At 54.0% G+C, this 23029-nt stretch carries 27 protein-coding genes; 16 read left to right on the top strand and 11 right to left on the bottom strand.

Going from position 1 to position 23029, the window contains the following annotated elements; genetic code table 11:
- Positions 1-47: 47 nt before the first annotated feature.
- On the bottom strand, positions 48-1211 hold the full coding sequence (locus tag ABID47_RS28685) for a COG1470 family protein (protein ID WP_354502036.1): 1164 nt from the start codon (positions 1209-1211) through the stop codon (positions 48-50).
- 258 nt (positions 1212-1469) lie between these two features.
- Here ABID47_RS28685 and ABID47_RS28690 point away from each other — a divergent pair, with 258 nt between their 5' ends.
- The 3 genes from ABID47_RS28690 to ABID47_RS28700 all read left to right on the top strand — a co-directional run bounded on the left by ABID47_RS28690 (position 1470) and on the right by ABID47_RS28700 (position 3767).
- Positions 1470-2090: an RNA polymerase sigma factor gene (locus ABID47_RS28690; protein WP_076175134.1), complete on the top strand. Its 621-nt coding sequence runs from the start codon at positions 1470-1472 to the stop codon at positions 2088-2090.
- A complete protein-coding gene (locus ABID47_RS28695) occupies positions 2056-2994 on the top strand; it encodes an anti-sigma factor (RefSeq protein ID WP_354502039.1) in 939 nt (312 codons plus the stop codon). Before ABID47_RS28690 ends, ABID47_RS28695 begins: the two co-directional genes overlap by 35 nt.
- Before the next feature lie 365 nt (positions 2995-3359).
- Positions 3360-3767: an O-methyltransferase gene (locus ABID47_RS28700; protein ID WP_076175130.1), complete on the top strand. Its 408-nt coding sequence runs from the start codon at positions 3360-3362 to the stop codon at positions 3765-3767.
- A gap of 272 nt (positions 3768-4039) precedes the next feature.
- Here the strand turns inward: ABID47_RS28700 and ABID47_RS28705 are convergent, their stop codons facing one another.
- Both ABID47_RS28705 and ABID47_RS28710 read right to left on the bottom strand, forming a co-directional pair.
- Positions 4040-4279: an alpha/beta-type small acid-soluble spore protein gene (locus ABID47_RS28705; protein WP_076175232.1), complete on the bottom strand. Its 240-nt coding sequence runs from the start codon at positions 4277-4279 to the stop codon at positions 4040-4042.
- Positions 4280-4478: 199 nt separating this feature from the next.
- Positions 4479-5459 carry an aldose 1-epimerase gene (locus ABID47_RS28710; protein ID WP_116231826.1) on the bottom strand — a complete coding sequence of 327 codons (981 nt, stop codon included), beginning with the start codon at positions 5457-5459 and terminating at the stop codon, positions 4479-4481.
- 454 nt (positions 5460-5913) lie between these two features.
- Here ABID47_RS28710 and trpS point away from each other — a divergent pair, with 454 nt between their 5' ends.
- On the top strand, positions 5914-6903 hold the full coding sequence (trpS, locus tag ABID47_RS28715; RefSeq protein WP_145946614.1) for a tryptophan--tRNA ligase: 990 nt from the start codon (positions 5914-5916) through the stop codon (positions 6901-6903).
- A gap of 29 nt (positions 6904-6932) precedes the next feature.
- Here the strand turns inward: trpS and ABID47_RS28720 are convergent, their stop codons facing one another.
- The gene (locus ABID47_RS28720; protein WP_116231828.1) at positions 6933-7118 is read right to left on the bottom strand and encodes a hypothetical protein; all 186 of its coding nucleotides are present in this window, start codon (positions 7116-7118) and stop codon (positions 6933-6935) included.
- 119 nt (positions 7119-7237) lie between these two features.
- Here ABID47_RS28720 and ABID47_RS28725 point away from each other — a divergent pair, with 119 nt between their 5' ends.
- On the top strand, positions 7238-7453 hold the full coding sequence (locus tag ABID47_RS28725; RefSeq protein ID WP_076175122.1) for an alpha/beta-type small acid-soluble spore protein: 216 nt from the start codon (positions 7238-7240) through the stop codon (positions 7451-7453).
- A gap of 231 nt (positions 7454-7684) precedes the next feature.
- Here ABID47_RS28725 and ABID47_RS28730 read toward each other — a convergent pair whose 3' ends face one another.
- Positions 7685-8668, bottom strand: a complete 984-nt coding sequence (locus ABID47_RS28730; RefSeq protein ID WP_354502044.1) for a metal-dependent hydrolase — start codon at positions 8666-8668, stop codon at positions 7685-7687.
- A 280-nt stretch (positions 8669-8948) separates the two neighbouring features.
- Here ABID47_RS28730 and cyoE point away from each other — a divergent pair, with 280 nt between their 5' ends.
- On the top strand, positions 8949-9884 hold the full coding sequence (cyoE, locus tag ABID47_RS28735) for a heme o synthase (protein ID WP_116231830.1): 936 nt from the start codon (positions 8949-8951) through the stop codon (positions 9882-9884).
- A 227-nt stretch (positions 9885-10111) separates the two neighbouring features.
- Positions 10112-10723 carry an SCO family protein gene (locus ABID47_RS28740; protein WP_076175116.1) on the top strand — a complete coding sequence of 204 codons (612 nt, stop codon included), beginning with the start codon at positions 10112-10114 and terminating at the stop codon, positions 10721-10723.
- 179 nt (positions 10724-10902) lie between these two features.
- On the opposite strand, the gene ABID47_RS28745 is transcribed toward ABID47_RS28740, so the two are convergent.
- The 3 genes from ABID47_RS28745 to ABID47_RS28755 form a co-directional block, all read right to left on the bottom strand.
- Positions 10903-11262, bottom strand: coding sequence for a toprim domain-containing protein (locus tag ABID47_RS28745; RefSeq protein WP_076175114.1), 360 nt, complete (start codon positions 11260-11262; stop codon positions 10903-10905).
- A gap of 174 nt (positions 11263-11436) precedes the next feature.
- Positions 11437-11607 (bottom strand): hypothetical protein, encoded by a 171-nt coding sequence (locus tag ABID47_RS28750; protein ID WP_163882325.1) that lies wholly within the window; start codon positions 11605-11607, stop codon positions 11437-11439.
- A gap of 107 nt (positions 11608-11714) precedes the next feature.
- A complete protein-coding gene (locus tag ABID47_RS28755) occupies positions 11715-12872 on the bottom strand; it encodes an MFS transporter (RefSeq protein WP_145026218.1) in 1158 nt (385 codons plus the stop codon).
- Between the two features lie 365 nt (positions 12873-13237).
- Here ABID47_RS28755 and ABID47_RS28760 point away from each other — a divergent pair, with 365 nt between their 5' ends.
- Positions 13238-13693, top strand: coding sequence for a hypothetical protein (locus ABID47_RS28760; RefSeq protein WP_076175110.1), 456 nt, complete (start codon positions 13238-13240; stop codon positions 13691-13693).
- A 39-nt stretch (positions 13694-13732) separates the two neighbouring features.
- The gene (locus tag ABID47_RS28765) at positions 13733-14884 is read left to right on the top strand and encodes a transglutaminase domain-containing protein (protein WP_089549894.1); all 1152 of its coding nucleotides are present in this window, start codon (positions 13733-13735) and stop codon (positions 14882-14884) included.
- Between the two features lie 154 nt (positions 14885-15038).
- On the opposite strand, the gene ABID47_RS28770 is transcribed toward ABID47_RS28765, so the two are convergent.
- From ABID47_RS28770 to ABID47_RS28780, 3 genes are all read right to left on the bottom strand, one after another.
- The gene (locus ABID47_RS28770; RefSeq protein ID WP_354502051.1) at positions 15039-16871 is read right to left on the bottom strand and encodes a 5'-nucleotidase C-terminal domain-containing protein; all 1833 of its coding nucleotides are present in this window, start codon (positions 16869-16871) and stop codon (positions 15039-15041) included.
- A gap of 102 nt (positions 16872-16973) precedes the next feature.
- Positions 16974-17387 carry an ImmA/IrrE family metallo-endopeptidase gene (locus ABID47_RS28775; RefSeq protein WP_089549896.1) on the bottom strand — a complete coding sequence of 138 codons (414 nt, stop codon included), beginning with the start codon at positions 17385-17387 and terminating at the stop codon, positions 16974-16976.
- 39 nt (positions 17388-17426) lie between these two features.
- A complete protein-coding gene (locus ABID47_RS28780) occupies positions 17427-17885 on the bottom strand; it encodes a helix-turn-helix domain-containing protein (RefSeq protein WP_076175099.1) in 459 nt (152 codons plus the stop codon).
- 262 nt (positions 17886-18147) lie between these two features.
- Here ABID47_RS28780 and ABID47_RS28785 point away from each other — a divergent pair, with 262 nt between their 5' ends.
- The 7 genes from ABID47_RS28785 (at position 18148) to ABID47_RS28815 (ending at position 23024) form a co-directional block, all read left to right on the top strand.
- On the top strand, positions 18148-18624 hold the full coding sequence (locus ABID47_RS28785) for an ArpU family phage packaging/lysis transcriptional regulator (RefSeq protein ID WP_116231834.1): 477 nt from the start codon (positions 18148-18150) through the stop codon (positions 18622-18624).
- 439 nt (positions 18625-19063) lie between these two features.
- Positions 19064-19903 (top strand): hypothetical protein, encoded by an 840-nt coding sequence (locus tag ABID47_RS28790; protein WP_354502056.1) that lies wholly within the window; start codon positions 19064-19066, stop codon positions 19901-19903.
- 11 nt (positions 19904-19914) lie between these two features.
- Positions 19915-20124, top strand: coding sequence for a hypothetical protein (locus ABID47_RS28795; protein WP_354502059.1), 210 nt, complete (start codon positions 19915-19917; stop codon positions 20122-20124).
- A gap of 3 nt (positions 20125-20127) precedes the next feature.
- A complete protein-coding gene (locus ABID47_RS28800; RefSeq protein ID WP_354502062.1) occupies positions 20128-21588 on the top strand; it encodes a phage tail sheath family protein in 1461 nt (486 codons plus the stop codon).
- A gap of 75 nt (positions 21589-21663) precedes the next feature.
- Positions 21664-22071 (top strand): phage tail tube protein, encoded by a 408-nt coding sequence (locus tag ABID47_RS28805; RefSeq protein WP_076175086.1) that lies wholly within the window; start codon positions 21664-21666, stop codon positions 22069-22071.
- Between the two features lie 360 nt (positions 22072-22431).
- Positions 22432-22866, top strand: a complete 435-nt coding sequence (locus ABID47_RS28810; protein ID WP_076175084.1) for a phage tail assembly chaperone — start codon at positions 22432-22434, stop codon at positions 22864-22866.
- A 23-nt stretch (positions 22867-22889) separates the two neighbouring features.
- A complete protein-coding gene (locus ABID47_RS28815; RefSeq protein WP_263880942.1) occupies positions 22890-23024 on the top strand; it encodes a hypothetical protein in 135 nt (44 codons plus the stop codon).
- Positions 23025-23029: the final 5 nt, after the last annotated feature.

A 23029-nucleotide genomic window follows, 5' to 3' on the forward strand; every position in this document is an offset into this window, starting at 1 on the left:
GTAGCTTTTGGTCAACTGCTGAATGTCGATGACTGTCTCCGCCAACGTTATCTCCTCCCGTATTTACGAATGAGTACATAGATGCCGCCCAAAATGACCAGGATGATTAGCACGCCGATCCAGCCCCACAGGACGGAGCCTTTGACAGCGACCCGGAAAGAGGCGTTGGATGAAGATTCCGCGGCCTGGGCGGTAATATCGGTCACATAGTCCCCGGCGATGGCTTTGTCGCTTGCGGTCAATTTGGCTTCCACCGTGGTGGACTTGCCGGCGGCGAGCTTATCGACCGTTTTGGGATTAAAGCTGACTTCCCAGTTGGTTGGCGCCGTGGAGGTGAAGTTGATGTTGGTCAGGTCGGCGGTACCGGTATTTTTGACCAGCAGCTCAACGGTTTTATCTCCGCCTGCCTTAATGTCGGTGCTTAACAATCCGCTTGGCGTCGTCAGTTCCATGCTGTACTTGCCGGTAATGACGGCTTCGAGCTCCAACTCGGAATTCGTTGTCTGGTTGGAAGCGCGGATCGGTATTTTAAAGGTACCCTGCGTCACGTTTTCAGCCGGCTTTACATCAACGGTAATGGATTTGTCAGCCCCCGGGTCCACTTCGACGGAAGAGACCTGTTTGCTGTCGGCCGTAAATGTTACGTCCCATCCCTTCTCAGCCTGGGCGGTTAACGCATACGTCTGCTTTTCGGCGGTGCGGTTGGACAGGCTCACCGAATAGGTAAAGGTCGCGTCGGAGTGTCCCTCCAGGTTGGCCTGATCGGTCGTCAGTTCGGTTTGATACGTGCCCTTTTCCGTGATGTTGACCGAAAGGGGCAGAGACGCGAGGCTGCCCGCCGACAGCGTAAAGCGATAGGTTCCCTTGTCGATTTGCATTGGAACCGTCACGTCCAGGGAGATTGTTTGCGATGAATCCGGCATGACCGAAATTTCGTTCAGGTCCCAGCCGCCGCCGGAAATTTTAGCCGTCCAGCCTTCGGGCAGATCGGTAACGGATATCGGGGCTGTAATAACGCTGCCGGAGTTGTTTTTCAGCTCCACGCTGTAATTCAGCGATTCTCCGGGAGGCACGGAAATGGAAGTGTAGGTAGTGTACAGCGTCAGACCTCCGGCTGCATGGACCGGACTTCCCGTGCTGGCGATCAGGAAGCCGATGCAGAGCATCAGCGCCAGGCCGGCATGTGTGATGATCCTCAAGAAACGTGTCATGAAACAGAACCCTCCTCAAGTGTGTTGGTGATCATCTGGAATACGAATGAAGGGCCGCCACCGGATTTACCGGAAGATTAAAAGAAGATAAAAATTTGCTTAAAAAGGGATAAAATCACGGAAGAGGGGAGTCCGAACGCGAAATTCTTTTGCTAGAATGTTGCTGTAAAAATGGCGGCCAGCGCTCTCTTCGGGACCTTGGGTGCAGGGGGCAGGCCGGATCAAGGGAATGAAGAGAATAAGGGGGGATACTCCATCATGCAGGACCGTCCTGAAGCGTGGTTGAAGGAAATTGCAGAGGGCTCGGCTCCGGCTTTCGACCGGTTCTATGATGCGTTTGCTCCGATGGTTTACCGGCTTGCGGAATACTGGATGAAGGACCGGGTGGAAGCGGAAGATGTCTGTCAGGAAATTTTTATCGAAGTGATGGAAAAAGCGGGGCACTACGATCCCGAAAGGGGCAGCGTGGAAGCGTGGCTGGCGGTTCGTGTCCGAAGCAGGGCCATGGACCGCCTCCGGCAAAAGCAGCGGATGGCCGCCCTGCAGCGGACGCAGGAAGAGTCGGCCGTTATGCGCTGGCAGCGGACGCTGGAATCGGCGGAGCTCGAGGCGTTCCGGCATCTGGATCAGGAGCAGGTGAGGGCGGCGCTGCGCAGCATCCCGCCCATGCAGCGAATGGCGCTCTACGGGAGCTATATGATGGAGCTGACGCACCGCGAGCTGGCTGAGAAGATGCAGAAGCCGGTCGGAACCGTGAAGTCGCTGATCCGCTACGGCATCCGGAATTTGCGCAGCAGATTGGAACAGGGCCAGGTTACCCAGGCCGGCGAGGGAGGTGAACCGCATGCGGTTGTCCATTCGGGAAAATGGGAGCAATAATCCTGAAGGCTGTGCTGAGCTGCCCGAGGAAAAGCTGGTCGATTACGCGATGAAACAGCTGGAAGAGCCGGAGCGTCTCCTCGTCGAGGAGCATACCGCCGCTTGTCCCCACTGCAGGGAGCGCCTTGCCGAGTGGGAGACGGTGATGCAATCTGTTGAGCTGGTCGGCTCGGTAATGAGCGAGCCAGCCTCGGCTTTGGAGAGCCAGCCAACCGCTGCAGCGTTGAGCACACCGCAGCCCGGGTCGCCGATACGGGCCGTGGGTGCCGAAGAGAAAACCGCATCAGAGACGGATTGGCAGGCCTCCAGCGACTTAGCTGGCCCGTTCGCGGCCTCTTCCGCAGCTCCTGGCCCGTCCGCCAGTCTTGGCCGCAAAATGCGGCTTCTGGCCCGGCTCCGTTCCCTGGAAAAAGGATTTGTCCGCCGGCGGCGTTACCTTGTACCTGCCGCAGCGGCAGCGGTTGTTGCAGGCTGCGTCGTTGCCGGACTGTTCTCCTTCAAGCATCGGGAGATGCCGTCCGCCGATTCTATCGATCAAGCGTTTACATCCAAAATCGCTGTTATGCAGTCGGCCAATTACGATCAGTACCGGATTCCGCCGCTTCCGCCGCTCCACGGATCGGGAGGCGTGTGGATCGACCGGGATTCGGGTGAGATGCTGATCGTGATCGAAGGTCTTCAGCCACCGGAGGAAAAGGCCTACCAGGTATGGCTGCAGCATGAGCAGCGGTCGGTCAGCATGGGCATGCTGATGACGGGTAAGGCCGAGGGTAAAGGTTATTATTACGGATACGGGACCATGGACCCGGACCAAATTGTGATTAGTCTGGAACCTAAGGGCGGAAGCCGGGTCCCGACCGGACCCGAAGCACTAAGGGTGTCTGTCGATGATAACAGGGAGTAGCGTCAGCCTGGGGGATCTCAAATGCCCTCGGGCTTTTTTCTTTTCAGGTTTCGCGTTAGCCCGGAATAGTCACTATAAGCCGACTGTTTTTAGGGAGAGGGGACCATCGAAACAGATTTAGGGTAGCGTTCATTGGAGTTGATTCGTGGTTTTTCGTGCTGTTCTTGGAATATCCTTGAGGAAATCACATTTTGTCAAAATAACCAGAAAAATAGCGATTTATTGCCGAAAATAAAATTGCTTTAACGAAAATAATAGGAATTATTACCCAATTATGTTTGATGTTGTTGTATGATACTACATGCTGTCTTATAATGAGTCATAAGCCCTATGAGTTTTGGCGAATTTTGGAGAGGGGGAAAAAGATGATCAAAACCGAGCAGTTATCTTTGGCAAGGCAATTGGATTTAGTGTTTAAGGAACTGGAAGAAGAGCTGTCAGGACTATCATCCGGCACGGTGTTTGTGCAAATACGAAATAATGTCATTGGTAAATTTGGTATCCGGCATCATCCGCTGGAAGGACGGAACGGGGAAATTCATTCCCAGGATTCCGGACTGACTCCAGTACAGTACTCGTCTTTTCGTCTCATGGCTTTAGAAAGTTTAAAATACAAGCGCCACTGGACTCACGGTGAAATCAGCTACGAATTTACGATCCGGCAGGGGCTCATTGCGGTGGATGCCATCTTGGAATCCAACTATAACATGGCTAACCTGATGATCCGGTATCCGAGACATACATATCCTGAAACAGTAACAGAATTGTCGTAGCTCGTCGTGGACTTATTTTATCATCCCTTCTTGCTTTTTGTAGTATGACGTTATCCATGAATATCCGAATAGTTTGATTAGCACAGACGACAGACCCAGGCTTAGCGGTAGTTTTTCTTGCGATGATCGAATGGTTAGCTACGCTGAAAATTTTATAAATTCTATAATTAGAAAAAGGCAGCCCTTGGAATAATCCAGAGGCTGCCTTTTGTAGGCGGGGACGGCTCGCGCCGGGCCCGGCTCATCATGATATCAACGTATACAAATGCAGATTATTGGCCGGAACGACCCGATAATTGCTGCTCTGCCAGTTGTACCAGACGTTTTGTGATGTAACCTCCCAAAGAACCAGTCTCACGGGAAGTGTAGTTGCCCATGTATCCGTCTTGTGGCATTTGAACGCCAAGCTCTTGTGCAGCTTCAAGTTTCAGTTGTTGAAGAGCAGCGTTAGCTTGTGGAACCACCAGGTTGTTCGAGCGGCTTCCGCGTCCTTGGTTTTGACCTTGACCCATACCCATGTTTGTCACCTCCTTTGAACTTTATGGAGTTATTATGGTGCGAAAGATTTGAAAACATGCAGTAAGAATGGAGATATAAATTGGTAAATAGAGGATAACGCAAAAAGGGCCGCACGCTTCAAGCAGCATGCAGCCCTGTTATTTGTAAATTTGAAAATCCGCGTTTTCCTATGCCTGATTCTAAGGAGTCGGCTTAATGGTCTTCAGAAGGATAGATCATGTCCAGCGTCAGGTCCATCTCGACCGATGCCTTCGGCTCGATCCGGATCAGTCCCGTCAGGTCCGGTCCCGCGGCAAGATTGGGCGCATCCGGCAGCCAGGTATATGGCTCGATGCATAAAAATTCGTCCGCTTCGCCTTTCGTATAAAGGACCCAATGCTTATAGTACTTCGGATCCGCAGAATACTTCAGTCCGTACCCGTCACTGCGCATCAGCAGGGCTTCCGCAGGCTGTCCTTCCCCGATCCGGAGCGGCGTGTCGAAGTTGGTCCCGGCCAGATTGAGTCCTTGATTGAGCTGATCGAGCGGTCCGAGCGGGAGGAGCTCGCCGGTCGTAATTAAATCCTTATCCAGCGCATATTCCGCGCTTACAGGCAGGGTAAGCGTCCACTCTCCCGGCTGCCCGTCAAGCAAAAACCATGTATGAAAACCGATGCCGAAAGGTATCGGATGGTCCCCCAGGTGGGTAACCTTTAAGTGTTGGGTCAGTTTGGACCCTTGAAGGCGAAGCGTCATTTCCAGCTTCAGCGGTGCGGGAAACTGCTCCATCCAGTGTGGATCGTCTGAGGTCAGGAACTCCGAGGTCACTGCACAGCCTTCTTCGTCTTCTTCGATATCGCTGACTCTCCAGGACTGCGTCCGGTGGAGCCCGTGAATATGGTTGTCTCCGGCAGTGTTCCGGTCGAACTGATACGATCTGCCTTCGTATTCAAAATGGCCGCCGCGGATCCGTCCCGGGGGAATCAGCATCGGCATGCCAAAATGGTAAGGTTTTTGCAGGTAGAATTCCAGATCGTTGTCATCAGGTCTCCGAACGACCTGCCGATTTAGGGTATGGTCCAAAATGGAAATGACATTGTTTCCAAGCGATGGCAGCAGTGTGACTTCAAGCTCACGGCTATGCAGGATATAGGTATCGTATCCGTTCCATTGCCCTTTGGTCACTTGTTTCATATCGTTGCTCCTTTTTCCTCTAAATTCATTTAGCCTTCAAATATCTAACCCATATCATAACAGATTTGATGGCGTTTCGTAAAAAAAGGGGTTTGACAATTCGACGATCTGAGCTTTATCATAGGCATTGCAAAAGGCTTTCAATGATTATGTAAACACGATGACAGGGACAAGTAAGCAAAGACGGCGTAACCTTCAGAAAGCCGGTGGTTGATGCGAACCGGTGGAGCCGATTTTGCCGAATGGACCCTTGAGTGCCGCGTTGAACGGAAGCAACCATGACTTCCTGCGTAGACCGGCCGGCGATTCCACGTTACGGAAGCAGAAAGGCTGACAGTTGTCGCTTCCACATGGGCGGCCTGCAGCAAATAAGGGTGGCACCACGGTCTCACGTCCCTTGCGGGCGTGGGGCCTTTTTTGTTTTTTACCATTTTTAAAGTTGGAGGGATTGTTGATGAAAACCGTACTTTCCGGCATTCAACCCAGCGGCAAACTGACGCTCGGCAACTATATCGGAGCCATGAAAAATTTTGTAAAACTGCAGAACGACTATCAGTGCAATTTTATGGTCGTCGATCTTCACGCGATTACGGTACCGCAGGAACCCGAGGCGCTTCGGGAGCAGTCCGAGGCGGTAGCCGCCTTGTTCATCGCAGCGGGCATTGATCCAAATAAGGCGAACGTGTATATGCAATCGCATGTTCCGCCGCATGCCGAGCTCGGATGGCTGCTGACGACGCTCACCTCGATGGGCGAGCTTGAACGTATGACCCAGTTTAAAGACAAATCGGCCGGCAAGGACTCCGTAGGCGCCGGATTGTTTGTCTATCCCGCACTGATGGCGGCAGACATTCTGGTGTACAATGCGGATCTGGTTCCCGTAGGCGAAGACCAGAAGCAGCACTTGGAGCTTGCCCGCGACCTGGCGGGACGCTTTAATCACCGCTTTGGCGACTATTTTACCATTCCGGAACCGTACATCCCCAAAGTGGGCGCGCGGATTATGTCGCTGGACGACGCTTCGAAAAAAATGAGCAAAAGCAATCCGAACCCGGGAAGCTATATCGCCCTCTTGGATCCGCCGGATGTCATCCGCAAAAAGATCAGCCGGGCCACGACCGATTCGGGGAAAGAAATCCGCTATGCACCGGATGAAAAACCGGAAATCAGCAATTTGATGAGTATTTACTCGCAATGCTCCGGCATGTCGCTGCAGGAAATTCAAGATAAATACGAAGGTCAAATGTACGGCGGATTTAAAAAGGACCTGGGAGAAGTCATCGTAGCGACGCTCGAGCCGCTTCAGCAAAAATATGACGAAATCCGCAAGTCCGGTCAAATTCATGATATATTGGCGCAGGGCGCAGACAAAGCCATGGAGAAGGCATCCCGCACCGTGGCCGAAGTCAAAGAAAGAATGGGATTTCTCCCGGCCAAGAAATAACTTCCCTGGCGGCAGCAATGCCTAGCGCATTACTGGTTGCCGGGCTGCTGAAGCCGGTTCTTGCGGGCTTTGACCACAAAGCCCCACCCGATATTGAGAATTGCGAGAATGCCGAGCAGCACGGCTACCCAGCCGTTATAGCTGATGGAGACGGCGCATGCCATCAGAAGCAGGATGGACGAGGCAGCAAACCATAAAGACAAGCCTTTACTCATTGGCAAAAACCTCCATTTCATATATAGAAACTTTCTTGTATAACTGTGTCGCTGCGAGCCATACTAAGCTTGCAAGCTTGCATTTCAATAAGACGCAGAATTGAAGGGAGACTCTTATTATGGCTAGATCTCGTTCCAACAATCTGGTGGTACCTCAAGCAAACGCTGCACTGCAGCAATTGAAAATGGAAGCGGCTCAGGAGCTCGGCGTTCAAATGCCGCAAGACGGATACATGGGCAACTACACTTCCCGTGAAACCGGTTCTCTCGGGGGATACATTACGAAACGTCTGGTTCAATTGGCTGAGCAGCAACTTTCCGGCCAAGGCAGATAGTTCCATACAGGAAAGTATTTCGGGTCCGGAGCGCCGACAGGTGCTTCGGTCTTTGTCTTGCAACTACCGTGATTCTCTCTTATCCGGCAGCATCCGTCAAGAGGCAGGCTATTTCCGAACAAGCGGGGCTGCTGAAAAACTTTACGACGGAAGGATAAAAGGCGTTACCGTAAAAAAGGGATCTGCGGAATTTTTTCGCAGATCCCTTTTTATTATGCATCTCCGCGGCACTCAGCCTGAATTGATGGAGAGCCGCTTGTTCATTTTTTTGGAGCTCAGCCAGCCAACGTAAGTATTGATCGGCTGATAATTTTTATCCATTACGAGCACAGCGACGAACGGATACTGTCTCCGGTGGCGGTAGCGCACATCCGCCCAGCGGACCACATAGCCCCAGGGCAGCGGCTCGACTTCGGCCACCGCGAAGGAGGAGAAGTACAGGAAGGCTTCCACATCGGGATGCTTCCGCGAATGCTCGACCGCCGGATGGGATTCGGTGACGGCATGCTTTCTCCATTCGAGGGTATGCCCGTTCAGTACGCCGATCTGATAGCTGCCGTCCGGATGGGATTTGACGACATGCCACTTATTATAGGAAATGGTCGGAATGACGAAGTAACGTTCTCCCGGCTTACGGCTCTCATCCAGCCGCATCACTTCCCGGGTGCGCATCGAATGGGCGCCGGTCCGCCATATATAATAAAACACCGTCAGGATATATACGATAGTGAACAGCGGTGCAGGATGTACCGCTCCCGTACTCCAAAGCAGAACGGCCAGGGCGTGCAGCGTGAAAATAAACGGGTCAAAAATATGAATGATGTTCCACGAAATCCACTTTTCCGTCACGGGCCTGAAGGCCTGGGTTCCGTACGTGTTGAACAAATCGCTGAACACGTGCAGACAGACGGCGATGCCGGTCCAGAGCACGATATGCCCGGATGGGACACCGCTGAACAGAAGGGACAGGATTCCGCTGATCAGAGCGGTCCAGATGACGAGAAACGGCAGGGAATGAGTAATTCCCCGGTGATTCTTAACATAAAGGGCATTGCTTTTGAACCGCAGCAGGCCGTCGAAATCCGGAGCCTGCGAACCGATGACAGTGCCCAGCAGCACTGCGGCGGCAAGCGTGGGACTCGCGGCAACCGCCGGATCGACGTAGGCGAGACCGGCCAGGCTGAGTCCAATCACAAAATGTGTGGCAGTATCCATTTACCATGTCTCCTTCTTGTTGTTCTTTATTCTATTGTAACAAACCCGGAAGCTGATTTCCTTTCCGGCAGAATGCCTCAATATAGTTACTACCCAATATTGGATGAATTTATTAGTGTTTGACCATACTATTACGTGTCGCTAATACGTGTCACTAAATTGTCAAAATGGTGAATGATTTTGGAGAGGATTGTCAAACACTTTTACCTTTTGATATGATAAACTTTATAGCGGAGGGCAAGTTCCTCCATAATGACAGAACTAAGGAGGATCTTAAGGCGTGGATAATCACTTGACTTACCAAGCTCCTTCGGATTCCGCAGCGCTTTCCATCAATCAAACGCCACCCAATCCATCGGCAACTTGGAAAGATTTTATCACATTAACTAAACCCGGTATTCTCCGGTCTAACTTAATTGCTGCATTTGCAGGTTTCTGGGTCGCATCCCAATGGGATATTCATATAGGCAAGATGATTCTGACTCTACTAGGAACCATGCTGGTTATGGCTTCCGCCTGTGTCTATAACAATTATTATGATCGTGAACTGGATATGAAGATGGAACGGACGCGTAAACGTACGCTTCCGGCCGGCCGCATAAAGCCAGCAGTTGTACTCTGGTATGCCTTTATTCTAGGTGTGCTGGGACTCGCTGACCTTTTTATTTTTTCAGGGGTTATGGCCGGCATCTTCGGAGTTATCGGTATGTTCGTCTATGGAGTCGTTTATACGATGTGGCTGAAACGGACGTCCACCTGGAGTACTTCCGTCGGCGCGATTTCCGGGGCTATGCCGCCGGTAATCGGTTATGTTGCCGTAACGGGTACGGTAGATATGGGCGCTGTTCTGCTGTTTGCGATGCTGTTCTTGTGGCAGCCGCCTCACTTCTGGGCTCTAGCCATCCGGCGTGTCGAAGAATACAGAGTGGCGGGATTCCCGCTGCTGCCGGTCGTCAAAGGCGTTAAGCGTACCAAGATTCAATGTATTCCTTACCTGGTATTGCTGGTTCCGGTACCGGTATTAATGTATGCATACGGCTATGTGGGCATTTACTTCATGATCATTTCGCTCTTGCTGTCCCTGATCTGGCTGTACTATGGCATGAAGGGATTTACCGCCAAAGACGATGAAGCATGGGCTAAGAAAACGTTCTTCTTCTCAATAAATTACTTGACCTTGAGCTTGATCGCAATGATTTTGAACACAACTCACTAAGTTCTTACCCAGAATCCCATGGAATCATGGGATTCTTTTAAAAGGAAGAAATGAAAGCCTGTTCACCCGGGCACAAGCGGGTCACCCGGCCTCCAGGACGGATGTTCCCGCGTCGGTGTTACATAACAAACTACTGCCTGTAGTCCTGGGGAGGCAGGGCGGCATCAAGATGTCCGCCGGCATAAGGGACAGCAGGAATCGTGATTAGGGAGAGGGGAACGAATTCGATGTTGAAGCGCTACAAATGGACATGGATTTTGCTGGTGGTGATTGTGATTGGAGCAGGGTACCTGGTATATAACGCCATGGGATTCGGCAAAGAGAAGCTGCCGGTCATCAGCCAGGTCGGAGATTTTTCGTTTGAAAATGTGGATGGCAAAACGGTAAGCCTGGACGATACCAAAGGCAAGGTCAGATTGTTCTACTTCTTCTACACCAGCTGCCCGGATGTATGCCCGGTAACGACCTTCATGCTGTCGCAGACGCAGAAGCAGCTCGTCAAGGACGGAACCTTCGGCAAAGACGCTGAGTTCGTCTCGATCTCCTTCGATCCGAAGGTTGATACCCGGGAGAAGATCAAAGAGTTCGGGGACAAGTTCAATGTCGATTACAACGGCTGGTACTTCCTGAGAGGCGAAGATCAGCAGATCCGCGATCTGGCCGAAAAGTCGTTCAAAATCGCCATTATGGGAGACAACAAGGACAACTTCTCCCATGCCAACATTATCGCCCTTGTCGACCGGGACAATCAGGTCCGCAAGCTGTATAACGCCAACAATACGGATGAAGTTACGGCAGAATCCCTTGCCAAGGACGTTGAGGCGTTGGCCAAGGAATAATCAAACAGGAAGGCGCCACGATCCCCGGCATGCTCCGGATGGGTAGGCGCCTTTTTTTGTGAGAGATAAGAAAGTACCAACTTTAGCGTTTGCGGAGCAGTTTCCTTGTATCGGGCTCCCCGCAAAGTACCTGGAATCGGCATCGAAGCATAAGCTCCACTTCGTGGGGCTGTTTTGCTTTAATCTTTGGACCATACGGTGTAGGAATCGGGATAAACGATAAATTCCTCAAGCCCCGCTTTTTCCAGCTGGGAAATGATATATTCATCCGGCGTGCCCTCAACGCCCCGGTATCCCCGTCTTGTGTAGATGTGGCCTGCATCCGGGAAGGCATCCCGGAGAACGCCGCGAATCCTTTTCCCGGAGCTGTCGTTGTCCATAAACAGATAAACCTCGCTGTCCTTAATTTCTTTGCGCAAAGACTCGAGCCTTGTCGTGTTTAACGTTCCGTACGTGCACACAATTTGAATTTCGGGATCCAGCAGGCGGCGGACCTTACTGCGGTCGTTTTTTCCCTCGACAATAATATAGATCGGCATGATGGCTCACCTCGGACTAAGAGAAGGATATTTGTCTCGAAATTCCCCGGGAAATGTTGAAGCTTAGGTCCGGGTAATTCTAGTGTAGCTTGTTTTCGGCAAGCCATGCAAAAAAAAGTAAAACGATCTGTCCAGCAGGGTAGACAGACCGTTTAATATGGGAAGATCGTCGTTCTAGCACCAGAATGCACGCAAAATGATGACAAGCAGGATAAACAGTACCAGTACGACGCCTACGTTACTGTAAGGCACACACGGAGCTGCCGCTACGGGAGCTACCTTGGTTGCAGGTGCGGCCACCGGTGCTACTACAGGACCACAGCCGCAGTGAGAATACAAACCCATCGAGATCACCCCTCTTTCTTGCCTGGTCGGTTAACACAATCCATCTTATGTGGGTGAGTGCAGGAATTATTGTGCAGGGGCCTATCTCTTGATTTTTAGGCTTATGTCTACACTGGATTCTCGTTCATATGGGGATGAAGCGCAGATCCCTTGCGGTTGATGGGGATCATCATAAGTCCCGCCATGAGGAGGACAAAAGCGATGTAGTACGGTGACACGGATCCTCTCAGCTGCCCTGCGGCGATCGGACCGATGAAGGAGCCGATGGACATGGCGATGGACTGGAGGGAAAAGATCCTCCCAAGCTTGCTGCCGCCGCTGAGCTGGATAAACATGGAGGCAAGTCCAGGAAAGATGATGCCTTTTGCCGAACCGAGAATAAACAGGATAACGACCAGCGGCACATGAGGAAACGCGGCCATGCCAAAGAAGCAAAGAGCCATCAATAGAACGCCTGCGATGACCCTTTTGTAGGGTGAATAGCGGTTGATAAACAGCATGCTCAGCGTAACCAGGGCGCCGATGCTCAGGACGGAAAACAGGATTCCGGTCGATTTAATGCCTTCCACCCCGGTATCGCGCAATGGCAGCTCGAAGAACAGGATCCCTTGGGAACAGGAAACGACAAAGGGGAGGATAAAATAGCGCCAGGATACGCTGGGGGCAGGGGATGACAGCGCAGCTTCTTCATTACCGCCACGGGCATCTGTCATCGCCTTGACCGGTTTCGGGACGCTGAAGACCGCCATCACGCCGGTTGCAATCAGCAGCCACCCGAGACCCTGGAACGTTGTCGAATAACCGGTATGGGCCACGATAAAGGCTCCCGCAGCCGGCGACACGACCGAGGCCAGGGTATGCACTACGCCATGACCGGACATATATTTGCCCTGGGTCACCTCATTTTTGGACAGGGAAGCAAGCAGGGCAAGGCAGGCCGGCGACAAGAAGGCCAGCACAAAGCCGCTGATGGACCGCAGGACCAGGAGCTGCCAAGGATACTGCACATGCGCCTGCAGCAGGAGGACGATGCCGGCTGATACGAGGCTGAAAATGATATAGCGCCGGCTGCCGTGCTTGTCGATGACCGTACCTGCAATCAAATTGCCGGGCAAATGGGTGAGTGCGTAAATGCCCATCATCCACCCGATAAAGACCGGCGCTGCTCCCAAGGAGACCGCGAATGGCGTGAGTATGGGGTACTGGGCGTGAAGGTCGAAGAAGGCGAGAAACAAAAACATGTACAGCCAAATAGCAGTTTTCACGTGAGCAGCTCCTTTTTCGCAGATTCATCATCTGTACGTTCGATATGGAACGGGGGTTGGCCAACGGATAAGACAACCATTCGTTCATCAATCTACGTGTACGTTTCTACTTGGCGGCTTAGACCCTCTTTTTTGGGACGGGCAAATCGATAGCTTTGCAGGTTACGTAAAACTGGACTGCTGTATGCCGGGCAGGTTGTGGATTTCTTGATATTGGAGGCACCTACGCCCCGGGAACGACGGAAAGCCCCGTCTAAGGGCTGGCTGACAGCCGATGTCCGGATCATGTATAATCGAATGGAAGTTTCTAAATCACTTGATAGGGTGGCTTAAGCCCTTCAGGTCGATGGGAGTGTGTTTTTGAAATGGATATGCAGGTATGGTCCGATTTTCTGCAGCAAAACTGGCTGGTGATTGTGATTGCCCTTGTCGTGCTGTTTATCGTCCTGAATCTGGTCAAGACGATGGTCAAATGGGCACTCGTCATCATCATCGTGCTGGCGCTTGTCGTATACAGTGGCATTTCCCTGGAGCAGATCAATCAGGTCGTAACGACGGTGAAGGACGAGACCGTAGATACGCTGAAGAACGAAGCTATGGATGTCATGATGAAGGAAGCCAAGGATGCCAAGTATGCAGACAACGGGGACGGAACGTTTACGATCACGACGCCGAACCTCGAAATGAAGGGAACAAAGGGAAGCGACAAAGTGGATGTCACGTTCCGCGGCGTACCCCTCGGGCAGTGGAAAATCAACGACACGGTCAAATCGTTTATCTCCGAATCCCAGAGCCAGGCGGGCGGTTCAAATGGAAAATAAAGGACTTAATCCATGCACCAACGTGGAGGGGGTCATCTTATGCTGCAATCATGGATAGAAAGTCTTAAGGAATTTAACATCATCAGCATCCTGCTGCTGCTGATCCTGCTGGTATCCCTGCTTCAGGGCTGGAGCCGGGGCGCATCCCGCTCTGCGGGAAGGCTGCTGTCCCTGCTGAGGGAAAGCGTCTTTATTCTGCTGGGGCTGGTGCTTGCGGTTCCTTTTACCTTGTGGGTATCACCCAGAGTTCAGGAATGGCTCGCCGATTATGCCAGCCAGCTCCCGAACCGGGATTTGAAAATGTGGGAGCAGATTTACTATACGTTCATTACGGCGATGGCTGATTTTCCGCTGATGCGGTTCGCCGTCATCTTTATCGTGAGCTATAGCATCATCCGTTTCCTGATCCGTTGGTTGACGGTGCTGATCTTCGGCGGGAGCAGCGCGCTCTTTAACCCGGGCGGGAAGTCCTCCGCTTCGCTGCTGAGCCGTCTGGCCGGTGCGTGCATCGGCCTCTTGATCGGGGCAGGACGGTGTATCGTCGTCGTTGCGCTGCTGTTCGTGTACGTATCGCTGTATCCGCACACCTCGTTTACCCAATACGTGGAGGCGTCGCCGATCTATAAAGAAGGGGCGCAGCGGGTCATTGAGCCGTTGTCGGGTCACTTGGTAAAAGACAAGCTTCCGGTATTCACGAAAGCTGTCGAAAAAGAGCTGAACGGCATCATGCAGCGCAAATACGAGGTGATCGACCACGCGATTCCTTCGGATATCGAGGCAGCCGCTGCCGAGATCGTCAAGGGCGCGGATACCGACGAGGAAAAGGCGCGTAAATTGTATGACTGGGTCGGCACCCGGGTGCAGTACGATTACGGCAAGGTCGATGATTACGAGCAGCGGGGCATTTGGCATGAACAGACGCCGCAGGATACGTTCAACACGAAAAAGGGTGTCTGCATCGATTATGCCAGACTGTATGCAGTGATGGCCCGGTCCCAAGGTCTGCAGGTGAAGGTGGTCACCGGCCAAGGCTATGACGGCCAGGGCGGATATGGACCGCATGCCTGGAATGAAGTGTATTTGCCTGAAAAGAACAAGTGGGTGCCGCTGGATCCGACATGGGCGCAGAGCGGCGACTGGTTCAATCCTCCGAAGTTTGCGGAGACGCATATTAAGGAGCAGATGCTGTAATTCAAGCTGGTATATCTAATGGTACAGGATCATTGAAAAAATCCCCTTGCCCGTTCTGGGCAAGGGGATTTTGTGCTTTGAATGGATGATGCTTGGAAGCCGGATGCTGGGCTTCATTCCCGAGTTCGCAGCTTCCTTAAGGTTGCCGTCAAGGTTACGCAGGCAGCTTGATTTGCTGACCGGGATAAATCCGGTTGGCGTTCTTGATATGATTCAGGTCGCGCAACGTCTGCCAGGTCGTGTCGTATTTCAGCGAGATGCTGTACAGCGTGTCGCCTTTCTTGACGATATAGACCTTCGCGGCTGGAGCAGGAGCCGGTTTGACCTCAGGCTGCGGCTTGGCTGGCGCTGCCGGCTTCGAAGGCGCCGACGTTTCCGGTTTGGCCGGCGTTGGCGCTGGTTCGGACGGTGTCGGCGCTGTCGTTGCCGCAGGGGCAGGTCCTTCGGTAATCCGACCGGCCGGTCCTTCCGGAATCGGCTTGCCCTGCTGGATATAGTTGATCAGGGCTTCGTCCAGGGCGCCGTACATGCCGGCTTGCGGATACTTCGTGAACATCGTGTATTCGTCGCCGCCGACAGCCATAAAGTCATTGGTCGCGAGCGAATACGTGGCGTCCGGATCGAGCGCTTTATCGCCGATCTTCACGGAGTGAACGCGGCTTCCTTTCGGCTTGGACGTATCAATCTTAAACGTCACCCCGGAAACCTGGGAGAAGCCTCCCTTGGACTGCGGATAGTCGGATACGCCGTTCTCGAGGGCCGCCTTAATATCAGAGCCTTTAACCTTCAGCTGCACGATTTGGTTGCCGAATGGCAAAACCGTAACGATGTCGCCTTTGGTGATTGTGCCGGCTTCGATCGACGCACGGATGCCTCCGCCGTTCGTGATGGCCACATCCGATTGGCTCACATCGCGCATCGCATCGGCCAGCAGGTCACCGAGGTTAGTCTCGCCGGTGCGAGCTTTCTCGCGGGAACCCTCCAGCTTCACAGGCGTTTCGCCGACTTTTTCCTTCAGAATCGGCTCCTGCTCCTTCTGGATGGAAGCAACCAGATCGGCGACCTTCGGGTCGGCCTTGATATCGGCTGCTTCCTTCTCATCGATCAGCGTGGCTTCTTTCTTCACCACTTTATGGTTGTCGACCCACAGATCGACGACGCCGACATATTTCGTGTATTCGCCGGCGCTGGCGATCAGCGTGTTGTTGTCGGCCATCAGGCCGTTTTCCAGAACGGTATGGCTGTGTCCGTCGATGAAAATGTCGATGCCGGGCACTTCCTTAACGACCTTAAGGCTGGTGTCGACACTCGACTTGTCCTGACCGAGGTGGCCAACTACGACAACGACGTCGACCTGCCCGCGGATTTCGTTCACCCATTTCTTGGCTTCGGCCGATGGATCGGCGAACTTCAGCCCGGTGACGTTAGTCGGGTTCGTCTTATATGCGGTCTCCGGCGTGCTGAGGCCAATAATGCCGAACTTGACGCCGTCGACTTCCTTGATTATGTAAGGCTTGAAGAGGGGAGTGCCGTCAGACTGGATGACGTTCGCGCTCAGCATCGGGAACTTCAACTCCTTGGAGAGTTCCACGAGATGCTTCCAGCCGTAGTTGAATTCGTGGTTGCCCGGAACCATGGCGTCATAACCCATTTCGTTCATGACCTTCACGATGCTCTCGCCTTGAACGAGCGTGGCAAATGGCGTACCGTGTACGGCATCACCCGCATCAAGAACGAGCGTATCCGGATTTTTGCTGCGGTATTGGTTAAAGATTCCTGTGACCTTGGCAAATCCCATTTCAGGGGATGCTTCTACCGCACGGCCGTGCATATCATTCGTGTGCAGAATCGTAATATGCTTGCCGGGCGGGGCGGATGGCTCCGGGGTGCTCCCGGTCGTACCCTCTGCCGCCGCTGCCGCCTGGGCCGAACCAGCCAACAGCACCGCGCTGAACAGAAGGGAGGTGAACCATTTCCTTGTGATCATGAATCTCATAACCTCCTAAATCGTATTAGATAAATTTTCCTTCCTTATTATTCTAATAAACTATCGGAATGGTGAAATAAGACTTATGAATCATTTATTGGCCTAAGGTTGAATATAAGTGTGCATTTCCGGCGGAATGCCGACACGCTTGCAGTAGGTTTCAGCCGTTTCGCCCTGCAATATCGCCGTTCCAGCGGACAGAAGGCCGACGGCAAACCGGTTGGCCTGCCGCTCCAGCTTGCCGGGGGCAAAGTAGGAATGCTCCTCCAGAAAAAAACGGTTGATCCCCTTATGGAGCCGGTCATGGCCGAGCTCATGCGCGCAGACAAACCGCTGCCACTCGGGGGACAGCTCGCTGTGAATCACAATGAACCGCCGTCTCAGTTTCCGGTAATAGAGTCCCTTGGTGGATTTGCCGAGATCGAGGTAGCGGATATGAATGCCAAGGGACCGGGAAAGTTCGAAAGGGCAGCTGGTCTTATATTTTCGGATTAGCTTTCGAATCATTTCATCCATAGGATTCACCTGCAAGTTGTGGATTGTTCGTCCCACCCATCACGAAGAAGAGGGGCTGTCCGGAGAACCTGGCTCCTTCTTCTTCCGCTTATTCATCTGCTTCGCTTCCCAGAACAGCCCGGTGAGGACATCCTTGATGCGCTGCTTGTCCTCGGCGTCCAGCGGAATTCCGTCGAACATCAACTCTCCGTCTTCCTCGAGCATTTTCTTGAAATCCCGCTTGTCCTTATAGGTCGCCCATGCCGGCGCTTCCTCCCGCAATCCTTTGGCAGCCCCGTCTGCATCCCAAAACCCTGCGGCGCTCATCAGTTCGCCGTAAGGAACTTCCAGCGCGTCCGCGAGCTTCCGGATGGTCGGCGGTTTAGGCACACCCCGAATCCCGTTCTCCATGCGGGAAATTTGCGAATTGCTGATGCCCGATGCTTCGGCAAGCTGGTTGATCGTCATGCCCTTCTGCTCGCGCAGCCGCTTAAGCACGGCTCCGAATTCTTTTTCCACGGTTTAGCCACTCCCTCTATGACGTTGATCTATTTCTATCCGTTACTATAATCCAATGTTGCCAAAAGGTAAAGAAAAATGATGTTATAATTACCAAATGGCATGAAAGAAAAAGGAATCCGGAGCGAAATGGTGGTTAAGCCGGGATTTCCGGGTTTTACGGGATACCCAAAAAGTGGTATGTTAACATCATTATACGAACAAAAATGCGAACAAGCCACAGTTTTTTTAGGTGAACATCCATGAAGGAGCGTGTTTGAATATGGATCAAATGCTGCCGCAACTGGACCGCCGCAAGACCCAGGCCGCCGTTGAAGCGATTTTGGAAAAATACCGGATCTATAAAACGATTACGTTTGAAGTCAGGGAAGCGAGCGTTACCGCCTCTTATACCGAACGGTTTCACGGACCGACCAACGTGACCTCGGACCAGACGGCGCAGGTCGCCGTCTACAATGTAGACGCGCCTGCGGCCCGCCAGGCATACTGCCGGATGATCGAGTCGATTGTGGAACGGCTGGGCGAACGGGAACAGACGCTGATCCGCGAACGGTATATGAAGGAAGATGATGTCTTCGACTATAAAGTCTACAATTACGTGCTCGACCCGCCGGTCAGTAAGGATACGTACACGAAAATACGAACGCGAGCCTTCTATAAAATGGCGCTGGCGTTTGCAGACCGCGGGCTGTTGACGTTATCCGAGCTTCAAAAAGCCAAAGCATGCAATTCCAAGTAAAGCCTGCTCATAAGCGGGACAAGCCGGGGACCGGAGAGGTCTTCGGCTCTTTTTATCTAATGGAAAGCGGGAGTTTCAGGGGATGAATCGGCCGCAGAAGTGCTGATCCTAACCATTCCTATTTGGAATAAAAAGGATGAAAAAATACGAACATATATTCGTACTATTTTCCGCCGATAACCGTCCGAACTGCCGTCAGCGTTTTCGAATCCGGGGTGTAAGATTATATCATCGGGAATGAAGCAAAGGGACATGCCGAACACAATCAGTGGATGTTAAGCCGGCCGGAAGGGCCGGTTTTTTTGCGGACGTGTGACGCTTCATTGCCCGGTAAGTTTTGATCATAGAGAAAGGAGGGGGCCGAGTTGATACAGATTCAGCGGACACCCAAGAATGGAAGGGGCTGTGACGCAAAAGAAACGGATCGGCGGGTAGTAATATGAGGGAAGCCGTTAAACAGGCAGTCGCCGCCTTGATTCCCGAGCTGGAAGGCCGGATCTACGATGTGCAGCCGCGAGCAGAAGAGGACGACGGGTCATGCGCTGTTCTCACCCTTGGCGAGGAGATTTGGAAGTCGGCCTGGGCGGGATACCGGCAGGTGGTGCGAGTAAAGCTCTACAGCGGCAGTGCCGGGATATCCCGGCTGGATGCCTGGACACAGCAGCTGGTTCGGGGGCTGCAGCGCCAAAGAATAGCAGGTCCGGATCCGGAAGCGTTCCTGCTGCACTACTTGGGCGTTCCGGAAGCGGACGCGCTTGATCAGGCCTCGGGCGGCATCATCCGGTGCCTCAGGTTCGGTGCGTACCTGCCGGAGGCTTCGGGAGCCGAAGCGCCTGCCCCTGCGGATGCATGGCTCAGCGCCCTGGCGGGATGGACACGGGGTAAGCTAGCTGACCTGTGGCAGGTCTACGAAACGTCCTGGCCCGCGGACCGGGAGGAGCATGCGGTATTGTGGCGCCTTGCCGGCTGTGAGACGAAAATGGCGGGGGCTTCGATGTACGAGATCCGCAAAACGTTTGTGGGGCATTTGGCGGCGCCGTTCCCGGAGACCGAGCATCAAGCCTCGGTCGCATTGGTGGAGGAGCTGGGGGCACAGACCCAACTGCCGCTTGGTGACGGGGAACGCCGCTACCTGTCGGTAGCGGAGGTTTCCGCGAATATGCAGGCCGACGCCATACTGGATGGACAGCTTAAGCTGACCCTGGTGCAGCGGCGGATGCGTCCTGCGGAGGAAGCGGCGCTGATCCGCCGCGTTGCCGTTCAACCTATCATGAAATGAGGTGGCCCGATATGGGCGTAAAGAAAATTTCGAAAACCCCGGATGCCGGGGGCGGCATGCCGAGGTATGAGCTGAAGGAATTGAAGGCGCAGGCCAAGGAGCTGTTCGGGGTCCGGGCAGAGGTCGTGGCAGGTGCTATGCATGACACGGACGGTCAGCATTTTTCGATCGCCGAGGTACAGGGAAAGATCCAACAATTCATGAAAGCGAAGGTGGTCTAACTTATGGCAGGTGGAACTTGGGAAAGCACAAATCAACCGGTGCTGCCGGGATTGTATATGAACTTTAAAGCAGCGGCAACGTCGGCCATTCAAGGCGGCAGCCGCGGAACGGTGATCGTGCCGGTCAAAGCCAATTGGGGTCCGGTCCGCGAGTTCGTGGAGGTCGGCAGCGAGCAGGCGATTGCTGCGATGTTTGCCGCGGACGGCGAAAATGGGGCGACCGCCTACGCGGCCCTCTATCTGGCGCTGCTCGGCGGCCCGAAGAAGCTGCTGGCCTACCGACTGGCGGACGATACGGCCAAGGCGGCGGCCGTGACGCTGCAGAGCGGCGATGCTGCGCCGACCGCCGTCTTGAAGCTGACGGCGAAGCACCCGGGCAGCCGCGGCAACGGCTTCACCGTGACGGTGCAGCCTGCGCTCGGCAATCCGGCCGCAAAGGAGCTGCGCCTGTATGAAGGCGCCAAGCTGCTCGGCACCTTCATCGGCGCGGACGGCACGGCCGCTTCCTTGGCCGCGAGCATCAACGGCGGCAATGAATGGGTCACTGCCGAGGCCGTGGATGGCGGCGGTGTACCGGCCGACGTCAGCGGACTGGCGCTGACCGGCGGAGCGAGCGGCATCGGCGGCCTGACGAACGCCGATTACGTCGCCATGCAGGAGGCCGCCGAAGGTCAGGACTTCGACCTGCTGGCGCTCGACTATGCCGCCGACATGGCACTGCTGCAGAGCTTTGCCGCCTGGATCAAGCGGCTGCGCGGCGAAGGCCGCGGCGTCATGGCCGTCTTCGGAGGCAGCGCCGCCGATGATGTGTCGAAGGATGCGGCCGATCTGGCGGCGGCCCGCTCCCTGGCCTTGAACCACGAGGGCATCGTCAACGTGGGCACCGGTGTCCGTCTGTCGGGGACGGACTACAGCTCCGCGCAGACGGCCGCCTATGTGGCTGGCCTGATCGCGGGCCAGCGCCTGAACCAGTCCGCGACGTACGCGGTCACGCCGTTCGAGGACGTCACCCGGCGCTGGACGCGCTCCGAGCAGGAGCAGGCCGTGAAGAGCGGCGTGTTCCTGCTCTTCTTTGACGGCCGCCAGGTGAAGGCACTGCGCGGCATTAACACGCTGGCGACGCCGGCCGAGGGCCAGAGCAGCGCCTGGAAGAAGATCCGCTCCATCCGCGTCATGGACGCAATCAATGCGGATCTGCAGCGGGCGGCGGAGCAGACGTACATCGGCCGCGTGAACAACACGGAAGAAGGGCGCCTCGCCCTGATCGGCGCGGTCAAAGAGTACCTCGGCCAGCTGTCGCTGAGCAGCGTCATTGAGCCGGATGGCTATGACGTCATCCTCGATCCGGCCTACTACGGTGATTCTGCGGTGAAGCAGCCGGAGCCGGATCAGGTGTTCCTGCAGTGGAACGTGAAGCTGACGGACGTGATGGAGCAGCTGTTCGGCACATTTTACGTGCAGTGATGAAAGAGCCTTTGTCTCTTTTTAACCCATGCAAGCTATGAAAAAAACTATGAATAACTCTGAGGAGGAACCCCTATGTTGGATGCTTCAAAAGTCATTCTCGGCACGTACGGCCAGGCGTATATCGACGGTGTATGGCAGACGCACATTAACAAGCTGGAAGCCAGCGTTGAAATCGAAAAGCGCGAGCTCAAGCTGGTAGGCAGCGACTGGACGGTTCACAAAAGCGGCAGCAAAAAAGGAACCGGCACGATGAGCGGCTACAAAGTGACCTCGGATATGATCAACCGCGGCTTCACGAAGTTTGAAATCATCTCCAAGCTGGACGATCCCGAGTCCTACGGGCACGAGCGCGTCCGCCTGATCCGCTGCATGCCGGACAAAATCCAACTGGCTAACTGGACCGCCGGCGAGGAAGTGCAGGAGGAAACGACGTTTACCTTTGAAGGGTACGAGCTGCTGGACCCGATCACGGCGGACTAAGGAGTTCGGAGAAATAGCTGCCAAACTGCAAAAGTGTACTTCATCCAGTCGATCACCATTTTAGAAGAAGATAGAAGCAAAAGTGCACTGACTTCTGGTGGAATTCGCGAAATGGCGGGTTGGCTGGAAATGAAGCTGCACTTTTGCTTTTACTAGTGCCCTTAGGTGTGATTTCCCGGTAAATAGCCGCACTTTTGCGCTTGTGGGTGTTCTTTTCGTGAACCAGAACCTGCGCACCTATCGTACGGCCTAATTGGATACGCAAAAGGGCTGAGTAAGTCCTTTTTTCAAGGAGTAAAACTCTCAACATCATCCCTTTAGGGACATAAACCATTCAGCAAATGAAGGAGAGGAAGACGCATGAGCTTGCAGGATAACTGGAGCGAGGAACAAATTTTGGACAGCCTGTTTGAGGCGGCAGAGAAGCTGCCGGAGGAGACTGTGCGCATCAAGCGCCTGGATATGCAGATCGTGCTGCACGGCCTGACCTCGAGCAAGGTGGACAGCATCCGTGAGCGGTGTACGGTCCGCCGGACGGTGAAGGGGGCGGTGGACGAAAAGGTCGATACCGAAACGTTCAACGCGCTGCTTATCTCCGAAGCTACCGGCAAGCTGGAAGTGAAGGGGCTCACGCTGAACGGCTGGGGCGATCCCCGGATCACGAGCCGATTGAAGCTGTCGGGCGGGGAGCAGGCGGTGCGCCGCATGCTGCTGGCCGGGGAGCTGGACGCCGTCGGCGACAAGGTGCTGGAGCTGTCCGGTTTCGGGGTCGAGATCGCTGACCTAAAAAACTGATCGACTCCGGGGGAATGACGACGATGCTGTACCACCTGTGGGCCCGGCATCACCTTCGTCCCGGAGAGTTTTGGCGGCTCCCGCGCGGGGAGCGGCTGCTGCTGCTCGCTTTTTCCCAGGAAGAAATCGAACAGATGGCAGCCATGAATCAAGGTTAAGGAGG

This window comes from Paenibacillus favisporus, from assembly GCF_040545415.1.
GTDB classification, from domain to species: Bacteria; Bacillota; Bacilli; order Paenibacillales; family Paenibacillaceae; genus Paenibacillus_AQ; species Paenibacillus_AQ favisporus.